Origin of the sequence: Roseibium sp. MMSF_3544, from assembly GCF_030732845.1 — a bacterium.
Classification (GTDB): domain Bacteria; phylum Pseudomonadota; class Alphaproteobacteria; order Rhizobiales; family Stappiaceae; genus Roseibium.
Genome location: NZ_JASHKA010000014.1, coordinates 132,278 through 149,993, shown reverse-complemented (window position 1 = coordinate 149,993; position 17,716 = coordinate 132,278). Strand labels below are relative to the sequence as shown.

General features: G+C 58.0%; 15 protein-coding genes. 9 read left to right on the top strand and 6 right to left on the bottom strand.

Translation table 11 applies throughout. The features are described 5' to 3' along the window. The first annotated feature begins 304 nt into the window (after window positions 1-304). Window positions 305-1,429 carry a peptidoglycan-binding protein gene (locus RBB47_RS20030; protein ID WP_305987653.1) on the top strand — a complete coding sequence of 375 codons (1,125 nt, stop codon included), beginning with the start codon at window positions 305-307 and terminating at the stop codon, window positions 1,427-1,429. Between the two features lie 59 nt (window positions 1,430-1,488). Here RBB47_RS20030 and RBB47_RS20025 read toward each other — a convergent pair whose 3' ends face one another. Both RBB47_RS20025 and RBB47_RS20020 read right to left on the bottom strand, forming a co-directional pair. Beyond that, window positions 1,489-2,214 (bottom strand): LuxR family transcriptional regulator, encoded by a 726-nt coding sequence (locus tag RBB47_RS20025; RefSeq protein ID WP_305987651.1) that lies wholly within the window; start codon window positions 2,212-2,214, stop codon window positions 1,489-1,491. 424 nt (window positions 2,215-2,638) lie between these two features. Further along, window positions 2,639-3,547, bottom strand: a complete 909-nt coding sequence (locus RBB47_RS20020; protein WP_305987650.1) for a glutathione S-transferase C-terminal domain-containing protein — start codon at window positions 3,545-3,547, stop codon at window positions 2,639-2,641. 74 nt (window positions 3,548-3,621) lie between these two features. Between RBB47_RS20020 and RBB47_RS20015 the strand changes: the two genes are divergently transcribed. The 8 genes from RBB47_RS20015 (at window position 3,622) to RBB47_RS19980 (ending at window position 11,556) form a co-directional block, all read left to right on the top strand. Next, window positions 3,622-4,605 (top strand): GlxA family transcriptional regulator, encoded by a 984-nt coding sequence (locus tag RBB47_RS20015; RefSeq protein ID WP_305987649.1) that lies wholly within the window; start codon window positions 3,622-3,624, stop codon window positions 4,603-4,605. 88 nt (window positions 4,606-4,693) lie between these two features. Then, window positions 4,694-5,362, top strand: a complete 669-nt coding sequence (locus RBB47_RS20010) for a DUF1638 domain-containing protein (protein ID WP_305987648.1) — start codon at window positions 4,694-4,696, stop codon at window positions 5,360-5,362. A gap of 36 nt (window positions 5,363-5,398) precedes the next feature. Continuing rightward, entirely contained in the window at window positions 5,399-5,689 is a 291-nt protein-coding gene (locus RBB47_RS20005) for a cupin domain-containing protein (protein WP_305987647.1), read from the top strand. Between the two features lie 142 nt (window positions 5,690-5,831). Beyond that, window positions 5,832-6,335 (top strand): hypothetical protein, encoded by a 504-nt coding sequence (locus tag RBB47_RS20000; protein ID WP_305987646.1) that lies wholly within the window; start codon window positions 5,832-5,834, stop codon window positions 6,333-6,335. Beyond that, window positions 6,332-7,006 carry a response regulator transcription factor gene (locus RBB47_RS19995; protein ID WP_305987645.1) on the top strand — a complete coding sequence of 225 codons (675 nt, stop codon included), beginning with the start codon at window positions 6,332-6,334 and terminating at the stop codon, window positions 7,004-7,006. The genes RBB47_RS20000 and RBB47_RS19995 overlap by 4 nt, the downstream gene beginning before the upstream one ends. Further along, complete coding sequence (locus tag RBB47_RS19990; RefSeq protein ID WP_305987644.1) at window positions 6,991-8,355, top strand: sensor histidine kinase; 1,365 nt, start codon at window positions 6,991-6,993, stop codon at window positions 8,353-8,355. The genes RBB47_RS19995 and RBB47_RS19990 overlap by 16 nt, the downstream gene beginning before the upstream one ends. A 124-nt stretch (window positions 8,356-8,479) precedes the next feature. Next, entirely contained in the window at window positions 8,480-10,522 is a 2,043-nt protein-coding gene (locus tag RBB47_RS19985; RefSeq protein ID WP_305987643.1) for a peroxidase family protein, read from the top strand. 131 nt (window positions 10,523-10,653) lie between these two features. Next, window positions 10,654-11,556, top strand: coding sequence for an oxygenase MpaB family protein (locus tag RBB47_RS19980; protein ID WP_305987642.1), 903 nt, complete (start codon window positions 10,654-10,656; stop codon window positions 11,554-11,556). 135 nt (window positions 11,557-11,691) lie between these two features. Here RBB47_RS19980 and RBB47_RS19975 read toward each other — a convergent pair whose 3' ends face one another. The 4 genes from RBB47_RS19975 to RBB47_RS19960 form a co-directional block, all read right to left on the bottom strand. Further along, window positions 11,692-13,212: a proline/glycine betaine ABC transporter permease gene (locus tag RBB47_RS19975; protein WP_305987641.1), complete on the bottom strand. Its 1,521-nt coding sequence runs from the start codon at window positions 13,210-13,212 to the stop codon at window positions 11,692-11,694. A gap of 10 nt (window positions 13,213-13,222) precedes the next feature. Continuing rightward, entirely contained in the window at window positions 13,223-14,272 is a 1,050-nt protein-coding gene (locus RBB47_RS19970) for a glycine betaine/L-proline ABC transporter ATP-binding protein (protein WP_305987640.1), read from the bottom strand. A 67-nt stretch (window positions 14,273-14,339) separates the two neighbouring features. Beyond that, complete coding sequence (locus RBB47_RS19965; RefSeq protein ID WP_305987639.1) at window positions 14,340-15,311, bottom strand: glycine betaine ABC transporter substrate-binding protein; 972 nt, start codon at window positions 15,309-15,311, stop codon at window positions 14,340-14,342. 33 nt (window positions 15,312-15,344) lie between these two features. After that, window positions 15,345-17,672, bottom strand: a complete 2,328-nt coding sequence (locus tag RBB47_RS19960; RefSeq protein ID WP_305987638.1) for a DUF1989 domain-containing protein — start codon at window positions 17,670-17,672, stop codon at window positions 15,345-15,347. Between the last annotated feature and the right edge of the window lie 44 nt (window positions 17,673-17,716).

Sequence of the window (17,716 nt, the reverse complement as noted above, 5' to 3'; positions counted from 1 at the left end):
CCGCCTTCCGACGGCAACGTGAAAACCTGGCCGTCCTGGTTCGCCGGGCGGTGCTATTTCTGATTGGCAGCTGTGGTCCTCCGGTTGGCCATCCGGATGGTGCCGACAAAAAATACTTCCAAAGCCAAGTCTTTGATCGGGCATCCAGGTTCGCACTGCGGTGCGACGGACTGCGTCAATCGCACCGCGATTTTTCTCAAGCCGGATCATGTCCTGTTTCGGCAATTCCTATGGATTTTCGTAGCTTGACCGTGAGGTTGTCACGCTGTCTGCTGACAACTTTATGGTTTCTTTTGGAGGCTTTATGGTCGATTTTTTACCCGAAACGGGGCCGTTTGCATTCCCCTTATTCAACCGTGAACCGCAATTGCTTGCTGCCGCGCTCAACAGTCCGGCCCTCAATCGAGGAATGAAGGGGCCGGGAATTGCCCTGGTGCAGACCTCTCTTTCAATCCTGGGCTACCAAAACCTGTTGCCGATTACCTTTGGTACGGGAAAACCGGATGGGTCCTACGGGAAGGAAACGGACAAGGCGGTCAGGGCCTTCCAGACCGATCAGTTGTTGCGTGTCGACGGAGATGCAGGGAAATACACGCTCGCTGCCCTTGACCGGTGCTTGTCAGGTTGGCCCACACCGAAGAAACCGGCGCCGCCGAAGAGCATTCCACCGAAACCAATCAAGTCGACCCACTACGAGATCGGAACCGGAGACCTGAAAATCAAGCACGACTTCCGCCCTCTCGGCGCACCCAGCAAGGCTGTGACCCAGGAGCAAATGGATGAACTCCACGACTACATGGTAGCGTTCGCGCTGGCATCGTGGGTGAAAATGCCGCTCGCCTCCAAACATCTGCGCCACTATTTCGGCGGCTCCGGCAGAACTGTGGAGCTGGACGTCAGTGCCATTGTCCACGGCGCTGGATCTGCCAGAGGTGTCTATTCCCGCGAATTGACGCAGGCGCGCAAGTTCTGCGAAATGTTGCCGGTCGGCAAGCACTCGATACGCTCCAGAAAACCGGAGTCCACGTCTTTTGAGAAAGAGCAGGAGCGAAACTACTTTTATGCGATCGGCGGGTATGCCTATTGGGGCACGGGGACCGTCGAAATCACCGAGGTCGCGGGAAAGAAGAACTACGATCTCGAGTTTCGGTTCGTGATGAAAGACTACTACAATTGGAACCCAAACCAGGGAGTTGATTTGCCTGGAGTGAAGTTTCCAAGCGGTCGCGTTCTCTGGCCCGAAATTCCTGTCAAAGATCGTTTGATGGATGAGTTCCGGCGGCGCGGTATGGCAAAAGAGTTTCACATGAAGGGCTCCACGACATCAAAATGGAGTTGGACCGAAGGCGACCCTCCAGGAAAGTTCAAAGACAATTCAAAACCGCTTCCGCTTGTCCTTGACGGCCCAGGCATGACGCCTCTTCATTGAGGTATCGGCCCGTATAACGCGGGCCGACGTTTTTCTGCAGCTAGCCCTCTTGGCTGGCGCTAAAGATGGATCAGGCCGGTCGCAATCGCGTTTGCAAGCGCTTGTTCACGCGTGCGCGCGCCCAGTTTTGTGCGCGCGTTGCGCAAGTGCAGGTCAACGGTCACCGCTTTGATCGACAGGTGGTCGGCGATCATTGCTGTCCTGTAGCCCTTTGCCAGCAGAAGCAGGCATTCCTGCTCTCGCGTTGTCAGACTGGCCTGTGACAGGTTCTCCAGGCGGCCGATCTTGTGATGCGCGATCGCCGCGCAGATATGGAGCAGGGCGCCAAACTGCGTGTTGATCGCCTCAATGTCGGGACGCGAGAAGCTGCTGACGAGATGCCATCCCTTCACGACCGGGTCCTCGTCACGCGACATTCGAAGGGCAATCCCGGACGTCAATCCAAATTCCTGGGCGCGCCGGATGACGGCTATGTCCTCCGCATTCAAATAAGCATGGTCTGGCAGGAAGTGAATTCCCGTCATGAACTGGCTGGGCAGGTTCGGCGCATAGATGAACAACGGGTCGCGCTCGTAATCCTTCTGCTCGAAGTAAGCAGCCTTCCAGTCTGCAAGACGGTCGGAGAACCAGATATCATTGACAGTTGGCACGACATCCCGCTGACGCTGGCCGTAGATTGCACCCTTGAAGCCGAAACTTTCGAAAAAACTGACTGTTTTATTCCAAGCTGATTGCGGACTGCTGGCAGACAAGACCTGGTCTGCAAACTGCTCTAATTTCATCATACTGCGACTTCTGGCCCCTTTTTCCTTTCTTTTTTAGCCTGCCACAGCAATGATATCCATAACATCCGCGTTCAATATCTCGCGCGTTTGATGCCAGACAAGCAATGGTCCAGATCATGACTCCGTTAGCCTTATTGCCGGTTCAATCCCGGTTAGAGGGCGTCAAGAAGGGGCTTGGGCGCCCGATGTGCAAGAGGTTTCCTGAAGCTTCTTTTCCATCCAAAGCGAGCGCTCAATTAGAGCTCTTTTGAATGATACGGGCTCTGATTGTTTAGACGGATAACATTGGCTTGTTGCCGAGGGCCCCGGCAGCCGGCAACAAGCCCGTTCTACGCACGCTTTCCACGGACGTTTCCAACAGCTCTACCGACAAATCGGAGCTCTCGCGCCGTGCGTATTGCACCTGGCTAAGCCTTCCCTCGTTTCATGCCGCAGCAGCGCGTCCCATCATGGCCATGACCGTCGGCCAGCTTTCCGCATCTGCCATTCCCCTTCGGCAACAAAAGGGATTGCAGAACCCCACGACCAAGCCATCGATTTCCGCAAGTGAATTCTTGTCGACGGGTCTGCCCGAGTATGGACAGGCCTCGTTGATGGCATCTTTGATATCTCCTTTGTAATGCCGGCCCTTCAGGACCGGTTGCCGCGGCCAGTCCTTGTTGCTTCCGGAGAAAAGATCGAGATGCCTGCATTCGATAACGCGCAGCTGTGCATCCGCGCACGCATGCCATCGCCTGAAGGACGGATGGGCATAGATGTTCTCGACATAGGCTTTCACCGTTTCGGTCAGCTGGAACCCGTAGGTGATGAAACGTGTCACGATGGGCGCAAACGCCGCGTCTGCAGCGCAGAAAGTCCGTCCGCAGAGATATGGCCCGCCAGACCCCGCCAATGCCCATTCCAGCAGGGCGATCGCCTTGTCCGCGTCTTCCTGCTCGAACTTACTTGGCACAAAGCCTCGGTAGCGGGCGCGCAGGTTCATCGGCAACGCCTGCAGTGAGGAGAAACCGGTTCTCGCTCGAGCCGCCAGGGAACGCGCTACCGCCCTTTCGTCCGGGCGCTGTGGCCAAATTCCCGCGTCCGGATGGCGATCGGCTAGAATGTCGGCCGTTGCGCTGCTTTCCCAGCTAAGAGCTTCGTTTCCGTCGGCATCCATCAGCAAGATCGGAAGCGACTCCGCAGGTGCGTGGCGCTCAAGTGTCTCGGTCAACTCGTCAGAAAACATCGGAACGTAACCCGGGTGGAAATCAATGCCGAACGCATCCAGTTCCAGCCAGCTCCGCATAGATTGATCAGAATAGGCGTATTCGCCAACCAGCAGTTTGTAAGCCATGCAAAGACCCTCGCTTTTGCGTGTCAAAATCCACTGGCTAGACTAGCGATATGCAATTTGGCATAAATGACATCATGCCCAATATTTCTGCCAAAGTGCACACCGTTGTATTTCTCGTCTACCCAGGCATCAAACTTCTGGATCTCGCCGGGCCCTTGCAGGTTTTCAACGATGCAATAGACCATTCTGTACAAGAGCCTGCTTACCGAACAGCGCTGGTGTCCGTCGACGGGGCTGAGGTTATAACGGATACGCCTCTCAGCCTGCGTTCGCAGTCCGCCGCCGACTGGCGCGAAGCGATCGACACACTCATCGTGGTCGGTGGCAAGGGCGCGCAAGCTGCGTCACGGAGCTCGATCGTTCTGAACACCCTGAAAGAGCTGGCCGGCCGGTCAAACCGTATCGCTTCGATTTGCACCGGCGCGTTCCTGTTAGGTGCGGCGGGGCTTCTCGATGGCCGCAGAGCGGTGACGCATTGGCGGTATTGCTGTGATTTGGCGCGCGACAACCCTGAGGCTCGTGTCGATACCAATCCAATATTCATCCGGGACGGACACATCTGGACGTCGGCCGGAGTGACCGCCGGAATTGACCTTGCACTTGCGCTCGTTCAGGAGGATCTCGGACGGGAGGCATCGCTGGCCCTTGCACGTGACCTCGTCGTCTTCGCAGTCAGGCCGGGCGGTCAGGATCAGTTCAGCACCACGCTCCATAGCCAGGTGTCGGACCAATCGAGCCGCTTCGATGAATTGCACGCGTGGCTGCAACAAAATCTGCAGGAGGATTTGCGCGTCGAAGTGCTGTCGGACCGCGTCGGAATGAGCCCCAGAAACTTTGCCAGACAATATCAGCTGTCGACAGGCTCCACACCGGCAAAAGCTGTCGAGTTGATGCGTGTTGAAGCTGCCCGCAGATATCTTGAAGAAACAGACCTGACCATCACACGCATTGCCGAAACCTGCGGTTTCCGGAGCGATGAACGCATGCGCAAATCATTCATTCGCGCGCTGGGCGTGCCCCCTCATGACTACCGACGGCAGTTTCAGGGTCAGGCCTAGTTGGCGGAAAATACGGGTATATTGTCATTTGCGGCGGCATGAGCTCGTGCAAACATGAGACTGTATACCCGCTGGGAGGAAGTTGCTGGTGCGAGGGTCACTGACAAGCGACGCATTGCGCGATGAGGATCTGCTGCAAAACCCGGGAGATGTTCTCAAGTTCAAGAAGGGCGTGGGAAGCACCCTTCTTTTGGCTTGCGGAGCACTCGGACGGGAGATTGTCTGGCTCATCGAGAGGAACGGACTGAAACACCTCGACGTGCAGTGCCTGCCCGCCAGCTTGCACCATACGCCCGGGAAAATACCTGATGCCGTCCGCGATCAAATTCGCGCCAACAAGGACAAATACGAAAAGATCTTTGTCTTGTATGGAGATTGCGGCACCGCTGGAGCACTTGATCGGGTCCTCGAAGAGGAGGGTGGAATTGAACGCATATCCGGACCGCACTGCTTCTCCTTTTTCTGGGGCAATGAGGCCTTCGCCGAATATGGCGAAGAAGAGATCACTACGTTTTATCTGACGGACTTTTTCTGCCGGAGCTTCGACAAATTCGTCTGGCAGGCATTCGGTCTCGACCGAAACAAAAACATGGTCGATTTCGTCTTCGGAAATTACGAAAAAGTTGTCTTTATGCCGCAAACCGATGACCCGTCACTGGAACGTAAGGCGCAGGAGATCGCGGCCCGGCTCGGATTGGAATACGAGCGCCGTTTCGTCGGCTATGGCGAACTTGAGACGGCTATCCAGCGCGCCTGAAATCTGTTTCAACACGCTGATTGGAAGAAGACCGGCATGAACAGACCAACCGCTGTGGCAACCGTTTTGGTGGATGATGAACGTGTGAGGGTCACGCGGTTCGACTTCGCGCCAGAGGCTGAAACAGGCTGGCATCGCCACGCGTTCGATTATGTCATTACGACTTTGACAAGATGCTCCATGCTGCTTGAAGAACCCGGCGGCGGAACAAGAACTGTGTCGTTTGAAGCCGGTGAGGCATACCGCAGAACCGAAGGCGTCGAACACAACGTCATCAATGCCGGCGGTTTTGAGATGTCATTCGTCGAAGTTGAATTGAAACAATAGTAGCGTTGCAATGCCGGGGCGAGGCGGGGCTGTCGCATAGGCGCTGATCATCCTCGCCTGTTCATCGCACTTGTGGCGCATTTTCGTGCTCTGGTGGGTAGATGAATATCGATTTTGATCTGTCTTTATCCGGGCAAATATCTTGGTCTCGAAAATCGTCTTCGCATTCCTGGCGACCGTGCCGCTGAGCAGCGCGCTGGCATCCGACCATGAAAGCGTGCTCGACGCGCGGCAAGACGGCAGCATCGCCGCCTTCAGTGAGATCCTTGCCGCCGCGCGTTCGGCTGTTCGGGGCCAGACCATTCTCGTGGACGCACGCGTGCAAAGACGCCGGTCGGATGTTCATGTGAAGGTTTACCTGCGCACCCTCGGCAGTGGTGAAGTTGTTGAAGTCACCGTCGACGCGGTCGAGGCGGACGTGATTTCCATCGTCGACCGACACTCTTCTTCTGAAAGAAACGGCCGTGAGCGCCCACCGGCAAAATCCCGCCCCAATGCTGAATCAAAATCGAACAAGGGATTGGATGCGGACCGAAACTCAGAAAGTGGCAATTCGGAAAGGGGTAACGACGGCCGCGGCAACCGTGATGGCAAGAACGGTGGCGGAAAGGGCGGCGGCGGCGGCAAAGGTGGGTCAAAGAAATGAAGCTGTTGGTCGTTGAAGACGAACGTGCTCTCCAAACTCAAATACACTGCGAACTGGTTCAGAAAGGATTCACGGTAGATCTCGCGGATAATGGGGAAGACGGGCAATTTCTGGGAGAAACAGAACGCTATGACGCCATCATCCTTGATCTCAATCTGCCGGCCAAGGACGGCACGTCGGTGCTGCAGGCGTGGCGCGACGGCGACATTCGCACCCCTGTCATCATTCTCACCGCCCGCAGCCGCTGGCAGGACCGTGTCGCGGGACTGAATGCGGGCGGCGACGATTATCTGGTCAAACCTTTCCGCATGGAAGAACTGGTTGCGAGACTGCAAGCGCTGATAAGACGCTCGGCGGGTGTCGCCGCACCGCGCATCGAACACGGAGACGTTTCCCTCAACACGGAAACAGGCCGTGTTTATCGCGGCGAACAAGCCATCACGCTGACCGGCAACGAACTAAAGCTTCTTCAGGCGATGATGCTGAGGCCGGACAAAGTGCACAGCAAATCGGAGCTGTCTGAAAAAATCTACGGATACTTCGAGGAACGCGATTCCAATACGGTCGAGGTCTATGTCGCACAGCTCCGGCAAAAAATAGGGCGCGTCTTCATCCAGACGGTCCGCGGCCGGGGATATACACTTCGGCCGCAGACATGTCCGGATCGCTGACGTCACGAGCCATCGCAGCGGGCATGATCTGGATTGCCTGTGCGTTGGGCGCGGGCGGCATTCTCCTGCACGGCGTCTTTCAGGAGTCGATTTCGCGGCTGTTCGATGCGCGGCTGGAATCAGATCTGGAATTTCTGACCGCGATGATCGCAGAGGCCGAAGTCGATCCGGCGGAGCGGATGAAAAACCCCGATTTTCGCCGTGTTTATTCGGGTACGTATTGGCAGGCGCAGGCCGACGACGGCCGGCTGTTCCGCTCACGTTCCTTGTGGGACGTGGAATTGCAAGTTCCGAAGACCCTGTCTGAGGGATATCTCCACGAAGTCAGCGGCCCCGGAGCACGGACGGTCAGAATTCGGGCCAGAATGCTGACAATGCCGAGCGGCACAAAGTGGACGCTTGCGGTGGGACGCGATAAGGCCTCTCTGGAAAAGGAAGTGACCGCGTTCCGGCGCACGCTGATGCTGTCAGCACTCGCTCTTGGTGCGATCCTGCTGGTATCGGCCATATTGCTTTTGCGCTTCACGCTGTCTCCGCTCCGCCGGCTTCACGCAGCGGTGCTCAATCGTCAGATCCATTCAGGGGCAATTGAAGGCTCCTATCCCGCGGAAATCACGCCTTTGGTGGAGGATCTGAACCGTATGCTGGAACGCAATGAGCGGTTGCGCGAGCGGGGCAGGCTGCAGGCTGCCAATCTTGCCCATGCCTTGAAAACACCGGCCGCCATCCTTTCAAACGAACTCACGAAGGCGCGCCGGGGCGAAGTACTCGATACCGAACTTTCCGTCGATGCAATCAACAATATCTCGGCGGCTGCCGAACGCCATCTCGGCCTTGTTGCCGCCCTTCCGGACGATTGTCCCGAGCCAGTCTCAATCGATGTTTTGCCCGTGGCGAACGAAGTCGTACGGGCCATTCGCCGGCTCTATCCCGAAACGTCTTTGGAAATCCTTTCAGACCCTTCCGCATGCGTTTACGCAGAGCGATCTGACATCACCGAAATTCTTGGAAACATACTTGATAACGCGGCCAAATGGGCGCGGCGTTCGGTCCGCCTTATCCTGAGTGTCAGTGAAGACCTTTGCTCCATAAAAGTGGAAGACGATGGCCCCGGTGTCGACGAAGCGGAATTCGTTCGCATACTCCGGCAAGGCCAGCGTCTTGATGAGACAAAATCCGGGACGGGTCTCGGATTGACGATTGTCGCCGACATTGTCGAACGCTACGGCGGCAAGATTCGCATGTCACGCTCCCGGCTTGGCGGCCTCTCACTGACGGTAGACCTGCCGTCGGGTCGAAACCGACCGCGCAAACACACCTCCGAATTTCAACTCACAAGCGAAGCTTAAGCCAAACTGAGTTTCTGCTTCAGCTTCGTTTCAGCTGCTTGACCCAAGCTCGACCCGTCACTTTGTGCTGGCCGACTGCTTCGGCCGGTCCTTGGACAAACCTGGTCAGTCAAGGGAGAGTTTGATGGAACCCGTAGGCAGCGATAACGCCCTCCAGCGGCAGAAGGATGCGCTTCAGGAAAACATTGCAGCGATCAATGGTGCATCGAGATCCAAAGGCGGGTCCGATACTGTTTTCGGCCCGGCACGGCCAGTTGATGGCATCGGGTCGAACCCGGAAAACGTCGACTGGAGCTCCGCCGGCCAGACGCTCCTGCGGCTGGCAGAAGCCAGATACGACGATGACATCGGGGCCATGGTCGAGGATCTTCCAGGTGCCCGCGCGATCAGCAACGCGGTTGTTCAACAGACAGACGTTGAACCCAATTCCTTCGGGCTGAGCGATCTGTTCTGGGCCTGGGGCCAATTCATCGACCATGATCTCGATCTTACCGAGGCGGGGCACACCGAGTATTACGAAATCGCTGTTCCCGAAGGTGATCCGTTTTTCGATCCCGACGGTACGGGTGAAGCGGTCATCCCCTTTTTTCGCGTTGATCCGGTCGACGGCAGCGGCGGCACAGACGTGCGCGCCTATGAAAACGAAATCACCTCGTTTCTCGATGCGTCCATGGTTTACGGATCCGACGCGGAAACCGCCGCCTCCCTGCGCACAGACGGCGGCAAATTGTTGCTCGATGAGAACGGTCTTGTCATCGAGACAGGAGATGGCGGCGTTTTGGCCGGAGACGTTCGCGCGGGCGAAAATGTTGCCCTGACCTCCCTGCATACGCTGTTCGCGCGTGAACACAATCGGCTCATTGATGAGCTTGCCGTTGAACACCCGGAGCTAACGGACGAAGAGCTGTTCACGGCTGCGCGCCAGCGGGTCGAGGCTGAAATTCAGGCAATCACATTCAATGAATTTCTGCCCCTTTTGGTGGGCAAGGACGCGATCTCGAAATACGAAGGCTACGATCCGGAGGTCAATCCCGGGATTGCGGTCGAATTCTCGACGGCCGCATTCCGCTTCGGTCACACCATGCTGTCCTCGCAGATCCAACGGCTCAACGAAGACGGCGCCGTGATTGCGGCAGGAAACCTGGCGCTCGCCGACGCATTCTTTTCGCCTGGAGAAATAGCGGAAAACGGCGGCATCGATCCGATCCTGCGCGGCCTTGCCGATGGAACGGCGCAGGAAATCGATACCCACGTTGTCGAAGACGTGCGCTCCTTCCTGTTCGGGCCTCCCGGTTCGGGAGGACTGGATCTTGCGTCCCTCAATATTCAGCGTGGCCGCGACCTGGGCGTTGCCAGCTACAACGATCTGAGAGAGGCAATGGGGCTGGCAAGGGCAGAGGACTTTTCCGACATAACCTCAGATTCCGGTCTTGCAGCGCAACTGGCGGACATTTACGGCGATGTCGACCTTGTCGACGCCTGGATCGGTGGTCTTGCCGAGGATCCGCATGGCAACGGTGTCATCGGTGAATTGTTCGCTACGATCATCATCGATCAGTTCCTGCGACTTCGCGACGGCGATCCCTATTGGAGCCAGGCCCTTGGTCTACCGAAGGACGAAATCAGGGACCTTTGGGACACAACACTCGCCGATGTGATTGAGGCCAATACAGATATCGGGTCCATCCAGGACAATGCGCTGGTCTCGTATGACCGCATTGCCGGAGACGAAGACGACAATGTTCTCAACGGTTCGGATGGCCGCGATCTGTTACTCGGGCTTGCCGGTAACGACACCCTGTCCGGAGGCAGAGGAAACGATCAGCTCGAAGGCGGTGACGGGGACGACACCCTTACAGGCGGAAGCGGCAAGGACAGTCTCTACGGCGATGCCGGCAATGACACGCTGACCGGTGGCAGCGGCAGTGACAAATTCAGCTTCAGCGGCGTTTTCGGCGACGATACGATTACTGATTTCGACACCAGCAAGCGCAAGGGTGACAGGCTCGAATTCGAGACCGACCTTTTCGAAAACCCGGACGCGCTTCTTTCAACCGCCGAACAGATCGGGTCCGATGTCTTCATTGATTTTGGGGATGCCGGATCGGTCACCCTCACCGGTGTCGATCTGAACAGCCTCAGACAGGACGATTTCCACCTCGTCTGATCCGAGCCCTTGTTTGAGACCGCCCGCACAAGGTCCTTCCCCTGGTGCGGGCGTTTCTGTTTTTCCGTTTCAGGCTATATTTCCCTGTCTGTTTGAGTTTCAGGTCTCGTGACCAAATCGGAAAGTCGGAAATGAACGCTCCGCAACAGAAGAGCCCGGATCTTGGTCAATTGAAGCGGCCCGACACAAGCGGGCTTGATCCGGACAAGGACGCTCGCATGATCGTTCTGGCGCTTGCCGCGTGGGACTTTCCCTGGGACATTGAAAAGTCGCTTGAGTTCGCACTGTTCCGGACCTATGCGGTGCCCTCAGTCTCGTCGTTGCTGGTGCGAACCGGCGAGTTCGAAAACCGCACTCGCAAGCGCTATGACGATACGGAGCTCATCCTCGCTGAGATCGGCGAGCACGGCGCAGACCATCCGCGCGGCGCGGCAGCGCTCAAGCGGATGAATGAAATGCACGGGCGTTTCAGGATACCGAATGAAGACATGCTTTACGTCCTGTCGACCTTTGTGTTCGAGCCGATGCGCTGGATCGAGCGGTTCGGCTGGCGACAACTCTCGGCAAAGGAAATCAACGCGATCTTCAATTATTATCGTGACCTCGGAGCGCGCATGGGGATCCGGAACATTCCCGAGGATCTGGCAACGTTTGAAACCTTCAACCGCAACTATGAGCAAAAGCACTTCCAATATGCCGAATCCAATGCGCGGATCGGCAACAAGACGCTGGATCTGATGCTGGGGTTCTATTTCCCCCGCTTCCTGTTCAGGCTTGCCCGTCCCGGCGCCTACGCGCTCATGGATCAACCATTGCTGTCCGCCATGGGGTTCTCTGCCGCGCCGCGCTGGCTGCAATGGACTGTTCCGGCCGCCCTGCGTGTCCGGGCCGGACTGCTTAGGCTTCTGCCGAAACGGCGGCGCCCACATCTTTTGACCCGCGTCCGGCGACCGACCTACCCCAATGGTTACAGGGTCAACGAGCTTGGAACTTTCCCACCGCAAACCGAGACCGCCAACATCAAGGCAGATTGAGCGCGTTTTCAGCCGGGGTTGGCTTCATGCGAACATCTCCCCGGTCCGTGGGAAGACCAGGGAGACGCCGTTTTGCGGCCGTCACGTATCGAGGGATTGAAACGGCCGCCCTCATCCACGCATCAGGTCCGCCGGCTACGTACGCGCGCCTACAACGATGCGGTCGAGGATGAGTGCACAGAACAGGATCGCAAGACCCGCCAGGATACCCTGCCCGGCTGCAGCGTATTGCAGGGCCTCCAGAACGTCCTCGCCCAGGCCCTTGGCGCCGATCAGTGACGCGACAACCACCATCGCGAGCGATAGCAGAATGGTCTGGTTCACGCCGGCCATGATGGTCCTGCGGGCAAGCGGCAGATCCACACGCCAGAGCAGGTAGCGAGGCGTTGCACCGAAGGCGAGCGCTGCTTCCCGGACGGTCTCCGGCACCTGCTGAAGCCCTAGCACCGTGAACCGGATCACCGGCGGGCTGCCGAAGATCATCGTTGCAACGACACCTGCCGGTTTGCCCGACCCGATGAAGGCGACAACGGGGATCAGGTAGACGAATGAGGGCATGGATTGCATGAAATCGAGGATCGGACGGATAATCGCAAAGGCCCTCGGCCTGCGCGCACAGTAGATGCCAAGCGGAATGCCGAGGCTGATCGAGATCAGCGCCGCTGCGCCCAGAAGCGCGATTGTCGTCATGGCCTTTTCCCAGAAATCCAATAGCCCGAGATAGGCCAGTGCAGCGCCGGTGAAGATCGCGACGCGCGGTCCGGCGGAAAGATAGGCCAGCATGATGATGACCAGCGCGACCACCGGCCAGGGCGTGCCGACCAGGACGACTTCGATCCCGTCAAGCAAGGTGCGCATGCCGAAGGTCAGGCTGTCGAAGAAGCCACGGCCTACCGTCTTGGTCCAGTCGAATGCCGCCTGAACGCCATCGCCGACGACAAGGCGCCAATTGCGATCTGTCGGAAACGTGGCGAGCGCTGTAATCGCGTCAGGCCTTGCGAAGCGGATCACCGACAACACAATGACGGCTATCGTCAGTCCGGCCGCCACGGTCAGCCGCTGCATGGACCACCCGCTTGCAACGCTCTGATCCGACCTCCAGCGTGTGAACTGCTCTTCGAGCGTCCAGTTCGCGACAGAGGCAATCAGGAACTTGATTGCGAGCAGCAGAACAAGGCCGAAAGCCAGGTAAATGAACCCGCTGGAGTCGGCTGCGGCGGCGGCACTTTGCGCATCCGCCAAAGCCGTTTCCAGCGAACTGGCGGCGCGTTTCAAACTGTCAAGTGAGGAGGCGCCCGACTGTTCGGCAGCTGCAATCTGTTGGCGGCGGAGCTCAAGTGTCTGGGCAATCTGGTCCGCGCGTTCACGCAGGGACCGGCCAAGATCACCGAAAAGCCCCAGGCCAATCTGGATATAGGCAAACGTCTCCAGGACCAGGAAGCCCAGGAACCAGGACCAGAGGCCCCGCGCCCCAAACCAGACCGGCCCGAGCAGGCCCGCCGCATAATTCAAGGTAAAGCAGTAACCCGGCGCCTTCATCATCGTGGCAAATGTGCGCTGGTAATAGTCCTGTTGTGTTCCGACAAAGGACGCGATCAGCGTGTTCAGCCTTTCGGCGGTTTCGGGCCTGATGTCGTTGTCATCAACTGTGCTCATGACTTGCCCCTTATGCCTGGCTGCTCTGGATGGCGCGCAGCAGTCCCGCCTGGTTGATGACACCAAGATCGTGCCCGTTCTGCTGAACGCGGACGACGCCGTGGCCCTCAGCGCAAATCGTGATCAGATCATTGAGGTCCATGTCCGGATGCGCAGAGGCGGCATCGGAAGGGACCGGACCGTGCTGGGCTTCAAACTCGGCAATAGGTCTCATGACCGCGTGTGCGAAGATCATGTTGAGTTTCGAAATGCCGGCAACGAAGTCGGAAACGTAGTCATCGGCCGGGTTCAGAATGATATCCTCGGGGGTCCCGATCTGGACGATCTGGCCGTCTTTCATGATCGCGATCCTGTTGCCGATGCGAATGGCCTCGTCGAGATCGTGGGTGATGAACATCGTCGTCTTGTTGAGCTTCGCGCTCAGTTCCATGAACTGGTCCTGAAGCTGCTTGCGGATCAGCGGATCGAGAGCTGAAAACGGCTCGTCCATCAAGAGTATGTCCGGATCAGAAGCAATCGCACGCGCCAGTCCGACACGCTGCTGCATGCCGCCGGAAAGCTCATGGGCGTATTTGTCTTCCCAGCCGCTGAGTTCGACAAGCTCCAGAACCCGGTCTGCCTCCTCCCAGCGGCGCGCTTTGCCTGTGCCGCGAATTTCCAGCGGCATGGCGACATTGTCCCGGACCGTCCGGTGCGGCATAAGTCCGAAATTCTGAAACACCATCGCAACCCTGTGATTGCGCAGCCTCCGCAACTCGGCATCGTTCATCTGAACGACATCCTGATCGTTGACCAGGATATGGCCGGCAGTTGGTTCCAGCAGCCGGTTGACATGCCTTACGAGCGTGGATTTCCCGGACCCGGACAGGCCCATGATGCAAAAGAGCTCTCCACGGTTTATCTGGAAGGTCGCGTCGGCGACACCGACCACGCAGTTATACCGTTCCAAAACTTCTGCTTTTGACAAGCCTTCGGCATGAATGGCTTTCAGAGCTTCGTCCGAGCGGGCTCCGAACACTTTCCAGACAGACCGGGCATCGATAGCGATATCGTCAGACACATCAATCCCCCATTGTTAGGATGTTAGGTCCCGGCACGACAGCGCCGGGACCAGACCTTCAGGAGGGTTAGTTCAGACCGAGCCATCCATCGACTACGTCGCCGTTTTCGTTGATCCAGGCAGCAACGACCTCGTCGATTTCGCCACCCTTCACCACGACTTCGTAGGTCAGCTGGGAAAGATGGTCGGCATCCATGCTGATATTGGCAAGGAATTGCGCGGCCGCAGGGTTCCGCTCATCCAGGGACTTCGAATAGGCGACCTTGACGGTCTTCACGAGATCACCGGTCGTAATCTTCGACTTGTTGTACCAGTCCGCGTCCTGATCCGGTTGGATGATCGTGAATTGTGCGGGATCGTGCTCGGGCTCTTCCAGCATGACCACGTCGTAGAGCGCATGTACGTAATGTGGCTTGTAGCAATAAAACACCACACCTTTTTCCTGATCGATCGCATCCTTCAGACGCGCGTAGAAGACAGTTTCGTCTTCCGTTGTCGGGGAAAGGAAGGTTTCAATGCCGTAGTCGCGCACCTTCACCTTATGCACGTTTGTGGAGGCCCAGCCGGACGCACCGACCCAAATTTCACCGGTGCCGTCACCGTCGCCGTCATAAAGACCCTGTGCATCGGGCGTTGCGAGATCGAACACGGACTTGATGTTGTGCTTGTCCGCCATGTAAGTCGGTGTGCAGAAGCCGGTCTGACCGGCGTAGCTGCCCGACGAGAGGGCAACGGTGCCTTTCTGTTCGACATACTCGTCCGTGAAAGACTTCTGGTTTGGCAGCCAGACATCCGGATGGACATCGATGTCCCCGCGTCCACCGTCCATTGCCGCGAAGATGACGGCGTTGGCACCCGGCGCGTAACCGACTTCGCCGCCAAGGCGGGACTCGATAACCTGGCCGATCAGGTTGGCCATGATTTTCGCACCCGGCCAGCTGGGTTCACCCACCATGACCTTTTCCTGCGACATGGCACCGGACGTGCCGAGGCCGAGGATTAGAGCGGCGGCTAAGATTGAATTCGTCCTGTCTTTCATTTTTCGTTCCTCTGGTAGGTAGGTTTGATGCTCTCAGGCGCGTGCCCGCTTTCGTTGCGGGTCTATGAATGGTGTGTTTGAAACCGCAGCGCCGAGACGCTTCATGCGTCCGTCAAGCTGGCCGACTTCTAGACTTGTTCCGTTTTCGGCGTGCTCCACAGCGATCCGGGCCATGGCGACAGCCCGTTCAAGCATGGGCGAGCGGGTTGCGGAGGTGATCACGCCCACCTGACGTTCCCCGGCAAGCACCGGTGCGCCATGCGCGGGAACGTCGTCGCTGTCGATCAAGAGACCCTTGAGCAGCTGGCGCGGCTCACGGGCATTGCGTTCCAGGGCGGCCTTGCCGCTGAAATCCGACTTGGTCAGATCGACGGCAAAACCCAGTCCTGCTTCGAAGGCGTCCACGCCCGGCGCAAATTCGGCATTTCTTGCCGCAAGGCCCGCTTCGATGCGAATGATCTCCAGAGCCGCCGACCCCATGGGTGCGATGCCGAATTCATCCCCTGCCGCCATCACGGCATCCCAGATCTCAATCGCATCGGATTTGGAACAGAAGATCTCGAAACCGAGTTCGCCGGTGTAACCGGTTCTCGACAACAGAAAGGGTGCTCCTTCGCGATCCTCCAATCTGGCCACCGTGACACCGAACCACTTGAGTTGGTCCAGCGCGGGCACGTGCGGTTGCGTAAACACGATCTTGCTGAGAAGGTCCCGGGACTTCGGCCCCTGCAGGGCAAGGTTTGGCAGAGCTTCGCTCGCATCGTGGATGCGCACTTGAAACCCGCGTTCAGCGGCCAGCGTCTCAAGGGCGCGCGCGCTTTCCTCCGCGCCACAGCACCAGCGGAACAATTCCGGCCCGAGGCGTAGCAGAGTGCCGTCGTCGATGACGGTGCCGCTGTCATCGCACATCAGCGTATAGGACGCGCGCCAGACCGCGAGCTTTTCAACGTTCCGCGTCGTTGCGAGCTGCATCAGTTTCGCCGCGTCCGGGCCAACGATGTCGTATTTGCGCAGGCCGCTCATGTCCTGCAGCGTCACTGCTTCCCGGCAAGCCCAGTATTCTCCCAGGGTGCCGTGCGAGGGAAAACTGACAGGCGCCCAGAGGTTGCGCGCAGGTGCGAAATGCTGTGTCAGACGCGTCAGCCGCTCATGGAACGCAGAGTTCTGACTGATGGTCATCGGAGCGTCTTCCTTTTCGCGATATGCCACGGCCCGGCGGATCGTCTGCCCGGGACGGTAAATGCGGACGTGAATGTCCGTCGGGTTCCAGCCGTTGATCGGATCTATGTCATCGGGGCAGGCCGTGGAGACGCAGATGAGATCCTCCATTGCCTGCATGGCCACATAGTCGCCAGGACGCGAATGGGATTCCTCAGTCAGGATGGTGTGGTGATGGGGATCGATCCAGGTGTTCCAGAAGAAGTTAATGGCGGGCCAGGCGGACCTTTTCTCAACACCGTAAGGTGCAAGTGCATGGGACATGTTGTCCGAACAGTTCACATGCCCCGGATAGCCCCGCTCTTCATATCCACGTGCCGTGCAGGCAAGACCAAAGGTGTCGTGACGCCCGCAGGTGTCCTGCACCACATTGAGCAGGGGGCGCATCTCTCGGTCGTAGAACTTGTCGAACAGGCCCGGCACGGGAAAGGCGCGCCGCACCATGGAACGCGTTGCGGTGCTGTCGATCATCCACTCCTGGCCAGCTTCGAGCCCATCGGACCGAAACGCCATGAAATCCGAACACTGCTGGCCCTCGACATCGATGATCTGAACCATTTCACCTTTTTTGAGCTCATAGGCCATGCCGGTCCCGCGCGACACGGTGAATTCATCGCGGGTTTCACCGAGCACCGGTGGCAACACCGGTAAAGACACGAGGGCTGGTTTATGTCTGACCGTCACGACACCACCTGCCGCACCGCTGATCAGCTCTTGCGCGTTTGCCGGGCGGATGAACCACAGGTCCGCCGCCGACACTGCTTTCAGAACAAGCGGCTCAGCCGTCGCTCCAAAGGCATGCGCTTTGTGAGACTTGTCGTCCTGGCCGCCCCGGGCCGCTACCCAACCAGCAAATTCCGCGCTGTCGAAATTCGCAAAACTCAAGACAGTGTTTGCCGCCAGTCCCAGTCCGTTCAACGCGTCGCCGCCGTCGTCGGCAAGGGCAGCAAGTTCCAGGATACCGGCGTTGAAAAGACCTTCTATCGTCAGGAGGTCGCCCGCCTGGACCTTCAGATGAACCGCGTCTCTGGGAGCCAGCCGATGGCCTTGCGAATGCGTCGGCGACGGAAAGCCGGGGAAGCTTCTTCCCGGCGTTTGGTAGCCGACATTGTTAAACGCATAAAGAACTGCCGAACTGAGCATTTCGAGCATTTCCGCCAAATGTAACTAGTTACATAGCTTGTTTA

Coding starts and splice junctions, on each gene's coding strand:
- RBB47_RS19990 (WP_305987644.1), top strand. CDS start 6,991: ATGTCCGGATCGCTGACGTCACGAGCCATCGCAGCGGGCATGATCTGG.
- RBB47_RS19995 (WP_305987645.1), top strand. CDS start 6,332: ATGAAGCTGTTGGTCGTTGAAGACGAACGTGCTCTCCAAACTCAAATA.
- RBB47_RS20005 (WP_305987647.1), top strand. CDS start 5,399: ATGAACAGACCAACCGCTGTGGCAACCGTTTTGGTGGATGATGAACGT.
- RBB47_RS19965 (WP_305987639.1), bottom strand. CDS start 15,311: ATGAAAGACAGGACGAATTCAATCTTAGCCGCCGCTCTAATCCTCGGC.
- RBB47_RS20020 (WP_305987650.1), bottom strand. CDS start 3,547: ATGGCTTACAAACTGCTGGTTGGCGAATACGCCTATTCTGATCAATCT.
- RBB47_RS20030 (WP_305987653.1), top strand. CDS start 305: ATGGTCGATTTTTTACCCGAAACGGGGCCGTTTGCATTCCCCTTATTC.
- RBB47_RS19975 (WP_305987641.1), bottom strand. CDS start 13,212: ATGAGCACAGTTGATGACAACGACATCAGGCCCGAAACCGCCGAAAGG.
- RBB47_RS19985 (WP_305987643.1), top strand. CDS start 8,480: ATGGAACCCGTAGGCAGCGATAACGCCCTCCAGCGGCAGAAGGATGCG.
- RBB47_RS20025 (WP_305987651.1), bottom strand. CDS start 2,214: ATGATGAAATTAGAGCAGTTTGCAGACCAGGTCTTGTCTGCCAGCAGT.
- RBB47_RS19980 (WP_305987642.1), top strand. CDS start 10,654: ATGAACGCTCCGCAACAGAAGAGCCCGGATCTTGGTCAATTGAAGCGG.
- RBB47_RS20015 (WP_305987649.1), top strand. CDS start 3,622: ATGCCCAATATTTCTGCCAAAGTGCACACCGTTGTATTTCTCGTCTAC.
- RBB47_RS19960 (WP_305987638.1), bottom strand. CDS start 17,672: ATGCTCAGTTCGGCAGTTCTTTATGCGTTTAACAATGTCGGCTACCAA.